The 13,129-nt window shown below is 66.5% G+C and carries 7 protein-coding genes, 1 tRNA gene and 3 pseudogenes; 4 read left to right on the top strand and 7 right to left on the bottom strand.

Features of this window, described 5'->3' with window-relative positions; all coding sequences use genetic code 11:
• The first annotated feature begins 307 nt into the window (after positions 1 to 307).
• Both ACFQBT_RS01845 and ACFQBT_RS01840 read left to right on the top strand, forming a co-directional pair.
• A complete protein-coding gene (locus tag ACFQBT_RS01845) occupies positions 308 to 1,066 on the top strand; it encodes a site-specific integrase (protein WP_377820125.1) in 759 nt (252 codons plus the stop codon).
• A gap of 102 nt (positions 1,067 to 1,168) precedes the next feature.
• Entirely contained in the window at positions 1,169 to 1,639 is a 471-nt protein-coding gene (locus ACFQBT_RS01840; RefSeq protein ID WP_377820124.1) for a hypothetical protein, read from the top strand.
• Between the two features lie 308 nt (positions 1,640 to 1,947).
• Here ACFQBT_RS01840 and ACFQBT_RS01835 read toward each other — a convergent pair.
• The 5 genes and pseudogenes from ACFQBT_RS01835 to tmk form a co-directional block, all read right to left on the bottom strand.
• Positions 1,948 to 2,024: transfer RNA gene (locus ACFQBT_RS01835), tRNA-Thr, on the bottom strand.
• Positions 2,025 to 2,111: 87 nt separating this feature from the next.
• Entirely contained in the window at positions 2,112 to 3,041 is a 930-nt protein-coding gene (locus ACFQBT_RS01830) for a hypothetical protein (protein WP_377820123.1), read from the bottom strand.
• Positions 3,042 to 3,128: 87 nt separating this feature from the next.
• Entirely contained in the window at positions 3,129 to 4,685 is a 1,557-nt protein-coding gene (locus tag ACFQBT_RS01825; protein WP_377820122.1) for an alpha/beta hydrolase, read from the bottom strand.
• Positions 4,686 to 4,699: 14 nt separating this feature from the next.
• Positions 4,700 to 5,851, bottom strand: coding sequence for a DNA polymerase III subunit delta' (locus ACFQBT_RS01820; RefSeq protein ID WP_377820121.1), 1,152 nt, complete (start codon positions 5,849 to 5,851; stop codon positions 4,700 to 4,702).
• Positions 5,848 to 6,455: pseudogene (tmk, locus tag ACFQBT_RS01815) on the bottom strand (dTMP kinase). The gene ACFQBT_RS01820 and the pseudogene tmk overlap by 4 nt, the downstream one beginning before the upstream one ends.
• A gap of 48 nt (positions 6,456 to 6,503) precedes the next feature.
• Between tmk and ACFQBT_RS01810 the strand changes: the two are divergent.
• The gene (locus tag ACFQBT_RS01810) at positions 6,504 to 7,847 is read left to right on the top strand and encodes a serine hydrolase domain-containing protein (protein WP_377820120.1); all 1,344 of its coding nucleotides are present in this window, start codon (positions 6,504 to 6,506) and stop codon (positions 7,845 to 7,847) included.
• A 97-nt stretch (positions 7,848 to 7,944) separates the two neighbouring features.
• On the top strand, positions 7,945 to 9,096 hold the full coding sequence (locus tag ACFQBT_RS01805; protein ID WP_377820119.1) for a Fic family protein: 1,152 nt from the start codon (positions 7,945 to 7,947) through the stop codon (positions 9,094 to 9,096).
• A gap of 2 nt (positions 9,097 to 9,098) precedes the next feature.
• Here ACFQBT_RS01805 and topA read toward each other — a convergent pair.
• A pseudogene (topA, locus tag ACFQBT_RS01800) lies at positions 9,099 to 11,869 on the bottom strand (type I DNA topoisomerase).
• 168 nt (positions 11,870 to 12,037) lie between these two features.
• Positions 12,038 to 13,065 (bottom strand): annotated as a pseudogene (locus tag ACFQBT_RS01795) (pyridoxal-dependent decarboxylase); the annotation flags it as partial.
• Positions 13,066 to 13,129 lie beyond the last annotated feature (64 nt).

Genomic DNA, 13,129 nt, shown 5'->3' with positions numbered 1-13,129 from the left:
ACCATAACGACAAGGCGATCCGAGCCCAAGACACCATACGGACACTCGCCGACGCCTGGATGCAGCACCGACGTGATCATGGCAAGACGCGCTCAAAGGGAACTCTTGCCCCACAGACGTTGGCCGCCTACGACTCCGAGATCCGCAACGTGATCCTCCCTGCGGTCGGCAGCGTCTTGATCAGGAGGCTACCGTGCCCTTCCTGGACCGCCTGCTGGCCGACATCGAACATGGCCCCCGGCGTGGCGATTACAACGCACGCGATGGTGGGCGAACGACACGACAACTGCGGGTGGTCCTCGCCGGAATGCTCGGCCTGGCGGTCACCCATGGCGCACTACCGGCCAACCCCATGCGGGACGTCGCTCCGTCCGCGCGGGAGCAGCGAGCCGAGGTCCAGCACCTGACCGTTGCCCAAGCCGTCCACCTGCGCCAACGGGTGCGGCGTGACACGATGCGCGTGCCCGACCGACGCAAGCCCAACGCCGACCTCGAGGAGTTCATCGACCTTCTCCCCGGCACAGGGTGCCGTGAAGGTGAAGGCCTTGCAATCCGGCCCGTCGATCTGATCGACCTCGATTCCGACACGCCGCTGCTGCATGTCTGCGGAACCGTCATCGAGCCCCGCACGACCTACGTCGAGCGGCTGCATCGACAGGACACCACCAAAACCCGAGACGACCGGACGCTGATCCTTCCGGATGCCGTTGCCACCATGCTTCGGGCGCGTATCGAACGTAATCAACCGGAACCCACCGCACCCATATTCGCCTCTCGCACAGGCAATTGGCTCTCTCCGGCAAATCTGCGAACCCGGTTGCGCCAAGCTGTTCAGCGGGCAGTCGAAAGCGGCAACGAGGAAGATCTGGCTCTCGCGGGTACTACCCTGCATACGCTTCGCCGCACTGTCGGCACGTTGCTTGCCCACGAGGTCTCCCTCGACGCAGCCCGCGAACAGCTGGAGCACCGCGACCCGTCCGTCACCTACCAGCACCACGTCGGCAAGCGGTTGATCGCTCCCGACGTCAGATCTACCCTCGACCAGCTCCTAACCCCGCTTCCCTAGTCCCCGGTGCCATTTGATCTCCGAGCGTGGGTCGACGAATCCGGCTCACATCACTCGCTCGACCCGGGCACCTATCTCCTTGCTGCGGCAATCAGTAATCCCGTGACCGAAGACGACACTCGCGAGCAGATCGCTCGGCTCAGACTTCCGGGCCAGGTCAAGCTTCACTGGCGCAACGAAAGCGACCGCCGACGCCGGGAGATCATCCGCGCCGTCGCCAGCTACAACCTGGCGCACCTTGTTGTCGTCCGCCCTTTGGAGCACCCAGAACGCAGTGAACGGCAGCGCCGCAAGTGCCTTCAGCGTCTTGTCGACGAGTTGGAACGGCTCAATGTGTTTGACATCCGATTGGAGTCGCGTGGCCGGGCGGACGATCGACGTGACGTCGAGATGCTGAATGTCCTCAAGACGTCCCAAGCCGCCGCTCGAACACGCCTGAGTCACTTCGTCGGCAGGACCGAGCCGATGCTGTGGATCCCTGATGCAGTCTGCGGCGCCGTCGTGAGCGCCCGAACCGGCAGCCGCGAGTACCAAGACGTGCTCCGCGATCGCCTGGCCGTTATCAACATCTGACGCTCAGCCCGCCCGCAAACAGACGCGAGCCCCGGGCCCTGCCGTCCGGCAGGAAATCCCGAGGCTCACTTTCCCGACCTCGAAAGACCAGGACTGCTCGATCATCATACGGCGGCAAGCGACTCGAGTCGACGGCTGTGGACACCGCCTCTGCGATTGAGGCGCCGCCGGTGAGCCACAGCACCCACTCCGGGCCGTCAAACGTGTCACTCCCGAGTTCAAACGTGTCACAAACGTGTCAATCAGGCGTTTTCCGCCTCCAACGCGAAGGGCGCTGACCGGCATTTCTGCTGGTCAGCGCCCTGTGGTGGAGCCGCCTATCGGAATCGAACCGATGACCTATTCATTACGAGTGAATCGCTCTGGCCAACTGAGCTAAGGCGGCGTCACCCGCCGGCTGAATCACAGCTGGACGGGCGCGACGAGTATACGCAGAGCGCCCCTTCGGCACCCAATCGGCGGCGCTGCGCCGTCAGGCGTAGTAGCCGATCACGTCGATGATCACCTGCGTCGAGCCGCCGGCTCCCCGCACGACCAATTGCGAGGCGAAGTTGACCGCGCACACGGTCGTAACCGCGATCGTCGTGCCGCTGGCGGACCAGTTGAGGTTCGAATTGCCCGGGTAGGAGATGCCGGCCTTGTAGAGCGCCAAATAGCCGCCGCCGGTGGTACCGGTCGCGGTGAGGCTGACCGTGACAGCGGACGAGCCGTTCGGCACACCACTCATGGTGATGGTGCGCGACCCACCGCTGAGAGCGCCATCGGAGCTGCGGGAGTCGTAGGTTCGGATGGCAGCCGGCAGGACATGGAACGCCCCGGTGCTGGCCGGGCCAGCGAGCTTGCGCCAGGAACCCGGCGAGCCCGCACCGACACATACCCACAGATTGCCGCCGCTGTCCTCGACGAACTCACCCACCTGATGCACGTCCGACCGGTTCACCGGTGCCGCACCCGACGGGACGAGCTTGAGCGCCGCCCGCGACCCCTGGGCCTGTACGCCGATCCCGCCGCCGCCGTGCACCCCGATGCCGCCGGAGTCGGAGTTTCCCCACAGACCCATGCCGTTCGGGCCCTTGCCGTCACCGCGGATCCCGTTGGCGTTGGCCAACGACGAAAGCCGGTTGTCACCCCACATCAGCGTCGGCTCGCTCGTCAGCGCGTTGCCCAACGCGGAGGAACCCACCTGGTTGGTCAGGTACGTCATGTTCTGGGCACCTTGGGAATACCCGATCCGCAGGTAGTCCCCGGTTGTGGCGTCCGCATCGCTGGACCGGCCGACCTCGAGCGCAGCGACACCCGCCACGGCGCCCGCGACGCCGAGGGTTCGCAGCATCGAGCGTCGTCCGAGTGCCTTGGCGGCGTCGGCGTCGATCGTGTCGTCTTCGACTGGAATGGCATTCATCGCGGTTCCTCCTTGACCGGCCGAGCACCCCTGCGCCCGGCTACGTACCGAAGAAGAGATCCGGCAGGTGCGATGAAATACCCCGGGTCAGCAGGCCTTACCGTCCGGCGGGACCGTGCCGCTGATCAGGTAGGCGTCCACCGTGTTGTCCACGCATGATGAGCCTTGGGAGAAGTACGCCGTGTGGCCGTCGCCGTCGTAGGTCAACAGGTGCCCGTCGGCGAGCTCGGCGGCCAGTTGCTGGGACCAGGCGTACGGCGTGGCCGGGTCACGCGTGGTGCCCACCACCAGGATCGGGCCGGAGCCAGCAGCGGTGATCTTGCCCAGCGGTTTGTCCGGCTGGTACGGCCACACCCCGCACACCAGCGACCCCCAGGCGAGCATCGGACCCCAGGTCGGGGCCTGCTTCGCGAACTCGGCGGCTTCCTTCTCGGTGGCCGCGAGGTCCGCTGAACCGCCGCGGTCCAGGCACGACACCGGGTTGATCACCTGCATCAGGTTGCCGGAGTAGCTGCCGTCGGCGTTGCGCTGCGCGTACTGGTTGGCCAAGTCCATCATCGGGTTTCCGTCGCCTTCGAAGGCGGATTTGAACGCATCGGTCAGCACCGGCCACAGGTCCTTGGAGTACATGGCTTCGGCGATGCCGTAGCTGGCCCAACCCTCCGTCAGCTTCGTGACGTCGGCATTGCCGGACACCGGCAACGGGTTGGCGTCCAGACCGTTGAGGAAGCTGCGGATCCTGGTCATCCCGGAGTCGACATCGGAGCCCAACGGGCACGATCCACCGGCGACGCAGTTGCTCACGTATGCCCGGGTCGCCTGCTCGAAGCCCTTGGCCTGGCCGAGGTTCATCTGCTCGCTGGTGATGTCCGGGGGCACGACCCCGTCCAGCACGAAGCGACCCACCTTGCCGGGGAACATCCCGGCGTAGACCGAGCCGATCAGCGTGCCGTAGGACTTGCCCAGGTAGTCCAGCTTGTCCTCACCGAGTGCCGCCCGCAGGATGTCCATGTCCTTAGCGACGTCGATGGTCGAGACGTGTGCCAGCAACGGCCCGGCCTTCGTCTTGCAGCTGTCGGCGAATTCCTTTGACTGCGTGAGTAATTCCTGCGCACCGGCGGTGCCGTTGGGCGTGGGATCGGCACCCAGCCACGAATCCATCGTCGTGTCGTCGACGCAGGTGATCGGCGCCGAGCGACCGACTCCGCGCGGGTCGAACCCGACGACGTCGAACTGGCTGCGGATTGCGCTGCTGACGATCTGATCGGCCGCTGCCGCGTAGTCATACCCTGAGCCACCCGGACCGCCGGGGTTGACGACCAGCGTGCCCTTCTTGGTGCCCGACGCTGCCACCTTCGACACCGCGATCTCGATCGAGGACGTGGGGTTCGCGTAGTCCACCGGGACCTTGAGCTTGGCGCACTGGACACCGCCGCAGTCCTGCCAGGTGAGTTTCTGGGAGTAGTACTGGCCAAGATCGGTCGCGCCCGGGCTCGAGGTGGCAGATCCCGTGGACGCGCTGGTCGTGGCGGAGGTCGAGCTCGAGGTCGCCGGTTGCACCGTCACGGTGCTGGAACACGCCGCCAGGCCGCCGACCGCCACGATCGCGGCGGCACTGTGCAGGATCGTGCGGGAGAAGCGCATGCTCAGACGGTATGTCATCGACGTGAGACGGCGGGGACCTGCAGACTGATCGCCATCGCCTCCAGCGCCAGTTGCGGCGGCACGTTTGCCTCGATCCGGGTCCGGGCCAGGCCGATGGCATCAAGCGCTTGCAGCAGACCCGGCGGATCCAGTCGCCCCGCCAACTCCTGCACCGCCGCGGCCTGGCTGGCATTGACCAGATCGACCTGCGCGCCGACGCTCACCATCAGGGCGTCCCGGTACGTCGAGGCCAGGTCGATCAGCGCCCGATCGACCATGTCCCGGGTGAAGCGGGTGGCCCGCGCCTTCTGCTCCTTCTCCAGTTGGGTCAGCGCCGAACGTACGGCGGGTGGCTGGGTCCGCGCGGCCGGGTCCGCCCCGAGCTGCAGCAGCAGCTTCTCCCGCTCGGCGGCGTTGCGCTCGGCCGCACTGGCGCCGGATTCCGCTCCCGCGACCTGCACCAACGCATCGGCCGCCGCCATGGCCGCGCCGAAGTCGGTGATCCGCAGCGGAAGCGCCACGATCTCATCGCGCCGCGCCCGGGCGTCGGGATCGCGAGCCAGTCGACGTGCCAAGCCCACGTGCGATTGGGCTGCTCGCGCCGCCGCTAACGCGGCCTCCGGATCGATGCCATCGCGCCGCGACAGCAATTCCGCGACCGCTTCGGGTGGTGGGGTCCGCAGTCCCAGGTGCCGCGACCGGCTGCGGATCGTGATGATCACGTCTTCCACGGACGGCGCACACAGCAACCAGATGGTGCGCGCGGTCGGCTCCTCCAGGGACTTCAGCAACGCATCGGCGGCCTGCTCGGTGAGTCGGTCGGCGTCCTCGATCACGATGACCCGCCACGCACCGACCGACGGCCGCCGCTGGGCCAGCTCGGTCAGCCGGCGGGCCTCCTTGACGGAGATCGACAGGCCCTGGGTCGCCACCAACTCGACGTCCGCGTGGGAGCCGTCGAGCGCCGTACGACACTCGGTGCACTCCCCGCACCCGCCGCGAGGGCACTCCAACGCAGCGGCGAAAGCCCGTGCCGCCGTTGACCTTCCGGACCCGGGCGGCCCGGTGAGCAACCACGCGTGCGTGTTGGCGGCCGGGTCGGAAACTGCTTCCCCCAGGGTGCGTACGACGTGTGGTTGCCCGATCACGTCCGTCCAGACACTCACGGAAACCGCTCCCGGACCGCGGCCTCGATGTCCTTGGCCAACTCGTCGGCCGGGCGGGTCGCATCCAGCACGAGGTACCGCTCCGGCGCGGCAGCGGCGAGCGCCAGGAAGTGCTCGCGGACCCGGGCATGGAAGTCATCGGCCTCCCGCTCCAGGCGGTCGTGAACCGCACCGCGCCGCTCGCGCCCGGTCTGCGCAGGCACGTCCAGCAACACGGTCAGGTCGGGCAGCAGCCCCTGCGTCCCCCACAAGGACAGATCGCGGACATCCTCGGCTTCGAGCGCACGCCCGGCCCCTTGGTAGGCGATCGAGGAGTCCAGGTAGCGGTCCTGCAGCACGATCGCGTCCCGCTCCAGCGCCGGCCGCACCACCGTGGCGACGTGATGCGCACGGTCGGCGGCGAACAACAGTGCTTCTGCCCGGGGTGCCACGTGCTCACCGTGCAACAGGACGTCGCGGATGGCCTGGCCGACCGGCGTACCCCCGGCTCGCGGGTGACCACGATCTCCCGGCCGGTATCGGCGAGCGCCTCACGCAGCGCGGTGAGCTGGGTGGTCTTGCCCGCGCCGTCACCGCCTTCGAAGACGAGGAAGTAGCCGGGCACGGCGCCACTCTAATCGGGTGGTCTGACAGCGGACGTAGGGTCGGTGCTGTGACCGATCTGCTGCCGTCCACCACCCGCGCCCTCGACCGGCTGGCCGTCGAGGCCCAGGTGACCAGTCGCACTCCCGCCCTGGTGGCCGGTGTCGCACGTCGCGGGACCCTCGTGTGGTCGACCGCGATCGGCGCGGCGGACCTGGGTGATCCGAGCGTTCCGCTGGGCGATAACACGCAGTTCCTGGTCGCATCGAACACCAAGACCTTCGTGGCGGTGCAGATCATGCAGCTGCGCGACGAGGGCAAACTGTCCCTGGACGACACGATCGATCAGCATGTGCCGTCGGCCCACACCGGGGTGACGATCCGGCAGATGCTCTCCCACCTGACCGGGATGCAGCGTGAACCGGTCGGCGACGTCTGGGACACACTGCAGTTCCCCTCCCGCGACGAGCTCATCGACGGCTGGGACGGCGCCCAGCGGGTGGGCCGCCCGCACGACCACTGGCACTACTCGAACCTGTGTTACGCGATGCTCGGCGAGCTCATCGCGCGTCTGGACGGGCAGTCGTGGGAGTCCTCGCTGCAACGCCGGCTGCTCGACCCACTCGGCCTGACCCGCACGACACTGTCGCTGCAGGCGCCGCACACGCAGCAGTACTACGTACCGCACTACACCGACGTGCCGGTCCGCGAACCGCTGATCATCAAGGGCGCGATGGCCTCGGCCGGGTCGGTGTGCAGCACGTTGTCGGACATGGTCCGCTGGCACGCGTTCCTGCTGGATCCCGATTCATCGATCCTGTCGCCGGACACCGCGCTGGAGATGCGTCAGCCGCAGGCGATGGTCGACGGGACCTGGGCCGCCGGTTACGGGCTGGGGTTGCAGCTGGTGCGGCACGAGGGGCGGACCTGGTTCGGGCACACCGGCGGGCTGCCGGGCGGGATCACCGGCTTCTTCTCCGAGGCGTCGTCCGGGACCACCGGCGCTGTGTTGATGAACAACTCCGCCGCCAAGGACCCGGCGGGGACCGCCGTGCGCTTGGGCACGTACGTCGAGACTCACGACCCGCTCGCGCCAACGCCCTGGGTGCCGGGCACAGAGGAGCCGCCGCAGCTCAAACCCCTTGTCGGACAGTGGTTCTCCGAAGGCGCTGGCTTCATCTTCTCGATCCGGGAAGGCCACCTCGAAGCGCGGGTCGAAGGCGCACCGGCGACCACCCCACCGTCGATCTTCGAGCAACAGGACCCCGACACGTTCCGCACGGTGTCCGGTCGCGAGCAGGGCGAGCTACTCGTCGTACGTCGTCGGCCGGACGGTTCGGTGCGTCAGTTCAACTGGGCCACCTACCGATTCACGCGCGACCCGCTGGGCTTCGGTGAGCCGACGCCGGAATGAGCAGTCTCGCCCTCGGGCCATGTCCCTATGTCCTTTACTGAGAGACATCACGCATCGCTTACTGATAGCCTTGTCCTTTATTTAAGGACATAGAGACATGCTGTACACAACACCAGACCTCGGACTCGATGATGTTCAGGTCATCGATGAGATCCAGCGTGTCCGAACCCAGCTCATCCAGGTTCTGCGGGCTCCACGCCGCTGGGACGGCGCACTCCGGCGAACCTCGACGGCCAAGGCCATTCAGGGCTCAAATACCATCGAGGGCTACTCGGTCACTGACCAGGACGCAGTAGCGGCAGTGGACGATGAGCCGCCTCTCACCGCCGACGAAGCAACCTGGGCGGAGATTGCGGGCTATCGGCGCGTCCTGACCTACGTCCTCAACGTGGCAACTCAGCCCGGATTCGTGATCGACGAGAGCGTGCTGGGATCCATGCACTTCATGCTCCTGGAGCACGACCTGACCAAGATGCCGGGCCGCTACCGGACCAGCGACATCTACGTGCGTGACGATCAGCGCGATGCCACGGTCTATCAAGGTCCGGCCCCCGAGATCGTGCCTGAATTGATGGCTGAGTTCGTCAAAACTCTTGCAGCATTGGACGGCGAAGAACCTCTGGTGCGAGCGGCGATGGCCCACCTCAATCTCGTCATGATTCATCCGTTCAAGGATGGAAACGGCCAAATGGCGAGAGCACTGCAAACAATGACCCTGGCCCAGGACCGCGTGATTGAGCCCGTCTTTTCGTCCATCGAGGAATGGCTGGGCAGCAACACCAGGGACTACTACGAGGTGCTTGCTGCGACAGGCCAGGGCTCCTGGAACCCGGAGCGAGACGCGACCCATTGGGTCAAATTCAACCTTCGGGCCCACTACTTCCAGGCGCAGACGGTCGCGCGCCGATTCGCAGAAGCCGACATCCAACTGCGCCGGATCGACCAGATCATCCGCGAACACTCACTTCCCGAGCGACTGAGCAGCGCCCTTTTCGACGCCGCGCTAGGACTTCGGGTGACCCGACCGTCGTACGTCAAACTGACCAACGTCGAGGAGCGGACGGCAACCCGTGATCTTGCCCTGGCGACGGACGCCGGCCTGCTCGATGCGCGAGGTGAACGGCGGGGGCGGCACTACGTGGCCGGCGAGGAACTGCGCTTGCTGCGGGACGAATTACGCTCACAACGCAAGCCGTTGGACGATCCGTACCCCGACTTGATAACGCAGATCCGTCGAGCACTGCCGTAAAGTCAGGCCTTCTTCGCAGCAGCCTTCTTGGTCGTCGCCTTCTTCGCAGCGGTCTTCTTGACGGTCCGCTTGGTCGTGGCCTTCTTAGCGGTCTTCTTCACCGGACCGCGCGCCCGCTTGTCAGCCAGCAGCTCGAATCCCCGCTCGGGCGTGATGGTTTCGAGCTCGTCGTCCTTGCGCAGGGTGGCGTTGGTCTCGCCGTCCGTCACGTAAGGCCCGAAGCGACCGTCCTTGACGACCACCGGCTTGCCGGACACCGGGTCGTCACCCAGTTCCTTCAGTGGCGGCTTGGCGGCGGCGCGGCCCCGCTGTTTGGGCTGGGCGTAGATCGCCTGCGCCTGCTCCAGGGTGATGTCGAACAATTGCTGCTCGGTCTCCAGCGAGCGCGAGTCCGTGCCCTTCTTCAGGTACGGCCCGTAGCGACCGTTCTGGGCGGTGATCTCGACGTCCTTGCCCTCGTCGTCCTGCACGACACCGACGACGCGCGGCAGCGACAGCAACTTCAGCGCCGTCTCCAGATCGATGGTCGCCAGATCCATGTCCTTGAAGAGCGATGCCGTGCGCGGCTTGGGGCCGGTGGCCTTCTTCGCCTTCTTCGGCGCCTCGTCCGAAGCGGCCGGCGCAGGCAACACCTCGGTGACATAGGGGCCGTATCGGCCTGCCTTGGCGACGATCTCGTGCCCTGTCGACGGATCGGTCCCAAGCACGCGGCCGTCGTCGTCGGAAGCCTCGAGCAACTCGCGGGCCTTGGCCGGAGTCATCTCATCGGGTGCGATGTCGTCGGTGATCGACACGCGCCGCGGGTCCTTGGGTTCCCCCGTGACCTCGCCGGTGGCAGGATCCACACCCGCCGGCACTTCTTCCTCGATGTACGGGCCGTAGCGGCCGACACGCACCACGATGCCGTCACCGATCGGGATCGTCGAGATCGCCCGGGCGTCGATGTCCGGCAGGTGCTCGACCATCGCACGCAACCCGTCGCCGGGCTCCTTCTGGTCGCCGAAGTAGAACTGCGTCAGCCACGCCACCCGGTCCGCGTCGCCGGCCGCGATACGGTCCAGGTCCTCCTCCATCGAGGCCGTGAAGTCGTAGTCGACCAGGGAGGGGAAGTTCTCCTCCATCAACCGGGTGACCGCGAAGGCCAGCCAGGTCGGGATCAGGGCGCTGCCCTTGCTGCGCACATAGCCGCGGTCCTGGATCGTTCCGACCGTCGCGGCGTACGTCGATGGGCGGCCGATCCCCTTCTCCTCCAGGGCTTTCACCAACGTCGCCTCGGTGTAGCGCGGCGGCGGGAGCGTGTCGTGGCCGTTCGCTGTCGCCTCGTCCACGTCGAGGGCAACCCCTCGGACAGCTTGGGCAGGCGACGCTCCTCGTCGTCGCCACCTTCGCGGGCGAGCACCTCGGTGTCGCGACCTTCCTCGTACGCCGCAAGGAAGCCCCGGAAGGTGATGACCGTTCCGCTGGCGGTGAACTCCGCGGTCTGTGCCACCCCGGAATCGGCAACGGGCACAGTCACTTTCACGGTTGCCGTGGAACCCGTCGCATCCGCCATCTGGGAGGCGACGGTGCGCTTCCAGATCAACTCGTACAGCGCGAACTCATCGCCACGCAGTTCGCCGGCGACCTGGGCAGGAGTGCGGAAGGTGTCGCCAGCGGGCCGGATGGCCTCGTGAGCCTCTTGGGCGTTCTTGGACTTCCCGGCGTAAACGCGAGGGGCATCGGGGACGTACGCCGCGCCGTACAGGTCCCGGGCCTGCGACCGGGCCGCGTTGATGGCCGAGGCGGACAGCGTGATGGAGTCCGTACGCATATAGGTGATGTAGCCGCCCTCGTAGAGCCGCTGCGCCACGCTCATCGCGTTCTTGCTGGACATCCGCAGTTTGCGGCTGGCCTCCTGCTGCAAGGTGGAGGTGATGAACGGTGCCTTGGGGCGCTGACGGTAGGGCTTCTCGGCAACCGAAGACACCGTCGCGGTCGCACTCGTGGCAACGCGGGCGATCGCCTGCGCTTGGGCCTGCGCCACCTGGATGACTTTGTCGCTCTTGAGGTTTCCGAGGTCGTCGAAGTCGTTGCCGCGAGCAACCCGGCGGTCGTCCAACGAGGTCAACCGGGCGGTGAAGGACTCTTTCGCGCCGCTCTGGGTGCTGAACGCTCCCTCGACGTCCCAGTAGTTGGCCGAACGGAACGCCATTCTCTCCCGCTCACGCTCGACCACCATGCGCGTCGCAACCGACTGCACACGCCCGCCGGACAGACCCTGACGGACCTTGCGCCACAGGACGGGTGAGACCTCGTAGCCGTAGAGACGGTCCAGGATGCGCCTGGTTTCCTGGGCGTCGACCAGGCGGTCGTCCAGGTCGCGGGTGTTGTTGACCGCGCGCTGGATCGCTTCCTTGGTGATCTCATGGAAGACCATCCGCTTGACCGGGACTTTGGGCTTGAGCACCTCGAGCAAGTGCCAGGCGATGGCCTCGCCCTCGCGGTCGTCGTCGGTGGCCAGCAGGAGTTCGTCGGAGTCCTTCAGCAGTCGCTTGAGCTCGGCGACTTTCTTCTTCTTGTCCGGGTAGACCTCGTAATACGGCTCGAAGTTGTCCTCGATGTTGACGGCGAACTTGCCGTAGGGGCCCTTCTTCATGTCGGCCGGCAGGTCGCGGGGAGTGGGCAGATCCCGGATGTGCCCGATGCTGGCGTCCACGACGTAATCGGGGCCGAGGTACTTGCCGATGTTGGCCACCTTGGACGGTGACTCGACGATGACGAGCTTCTTCGCCACTGCTGCTCCTGTTCCTGGCCGGCACGTGCAGCGGATTCGTCGCTGCTCCGGACGTGCAACCGGTTGCACCGTAGCCCCTCCGCCGCAAACCCGCCGCATCACCTCGCCATCCGGGCGTTGCGACCGTGGCGTGGCTCACGCGTTCGCCAAGCCAGGCAGCGGCGTACGTCAGTGGTGGAACTCCACGTGGGCGTGCTTCGGACGCGGAATCGGACCGTCCAAGCTGTCCAGGAAGTCGACTTGGGCGCGCATGTCCTTCAGCAGCGCCACGGCGAGGTCGTGACTCAGACCATTGCGCACCACGATGCGCTGGACGACGACGTCGCTGAGGTCGTCCGGCATCGGGTAGGCGGGGACCAGCCAGCCGCGAGCGCGCAGCCGGTCCGACAGGTCGCACAACGTCCAGTGGGACGTGTGCCCATTCTTCATCCGCCAGGCGAAGACCGGGATGTCCGAGCCGTCGTTCCACAGCTCGAACGGGCCCAGTTCCTCCGGCAGCAACGCCGTGGTCCGCCACACGACCCAGCCCAGGCCGGGATAGACCAGGCCGTACTTGTGCCCCGAGGTGTTGATCGAGGCGACCCGCTCCAGGCGGAAGTCCCACGTCAGGTCAGGCTGGCAGAAGGGTGCGATCATCGCGCCTGACGTGCCATCGACGTGGATCGGGATGTCCAGGCCGGTGTCGGACTGGATCTGGTCGAGCTTGGCGGCGATCTGTGCGACCGGCTCGTAGGTGCCGGTGCAGGTGACGTCCATGATGGCGACGACGCCGATGGTGTTTCATCGACGTACTTGTCCAGGTCGTGCCCGTCGAGTTGCTGGTGCTCCTCACTGATCGGCACGTAGCGCGCCTCGACCTCCCAGTAGTTGGAGAATTTCTCCCACACCACCTGCACCGCTGACGACATGACCAGATTCGGCGAGTCGGTCGACTTGCCGGCCGCCCGGCGCGCGAGCTGCCAGCGTCGTTTCAGGGCCAGCCCGCCGAGCATGCACGCTTCAGAGGACCCAATGGTCGACGTACCGATCGTGTTCTCCGGATCGGGGGCGTTCCACAGGTTGGCGAGCATCGTCCAGCAGCGGGTCTCGATCGCCGCAGTCTGCGGATACTCGTCCTTGTCGATCATGTTGTTGTCGGCCGCTTCGGCGTAGAGCCGGTTGGCCTCGTCGTCCATCCACGTGCCGACGACCCCTGCCGCTGGCGCGGTCGGGTGGCCATTACGCCCAACACTGCCCGCAAGCCATCCTGCCGATTCTGAG

The sequence above is a fragment of the Branchiibius cervicis genome, assembly GCF_042661605.1.
GTDB lineage: Bacteria > Actinomycetota > Actinomycetes > Actinomycetales > Dermatophilaceae > Branchiibius > Branchiibius cervicis.
Note: the sequence above shows the minus strand (reverse complement) of the source record. Positions and strands in the feature narration are given on the sequence as shown.

What these genes read in the sequence shown, in the direction of transcription:
- ACFQBT_RS01825 (WP_377820122.1), bottom strand. Translation starts at nt 4,685, where the DNA reads ATGCGCTTCTCCCGCACGATCCTGCACAGTGCCGCCGCGATCGTGGCG.
- ACFQBT_RS01805 (WP_377820119.1), top strand. Translation starts at nt 7,945, where the DNA reads ATGCTGTACACAACACCAGACCTCGGACTCGATGATGTTCAGGTCATC.
- ACFQBT_RS01830 (WP_377820123.1), bottom strand. Translation starts at nt 3,041, where the DNA reads ATGAATGCCATTCCAGTCGAAGACGACACGATCGACGCCGACGCCGCC.
- ACFQBT_RS01845 (WP_377820125.1), top strand. Translation starts at nt 308, where the DNA reads ATGCTCGGCCTGGCGGTCACCCATGGCGCACTACCGGCCAACCCCATG.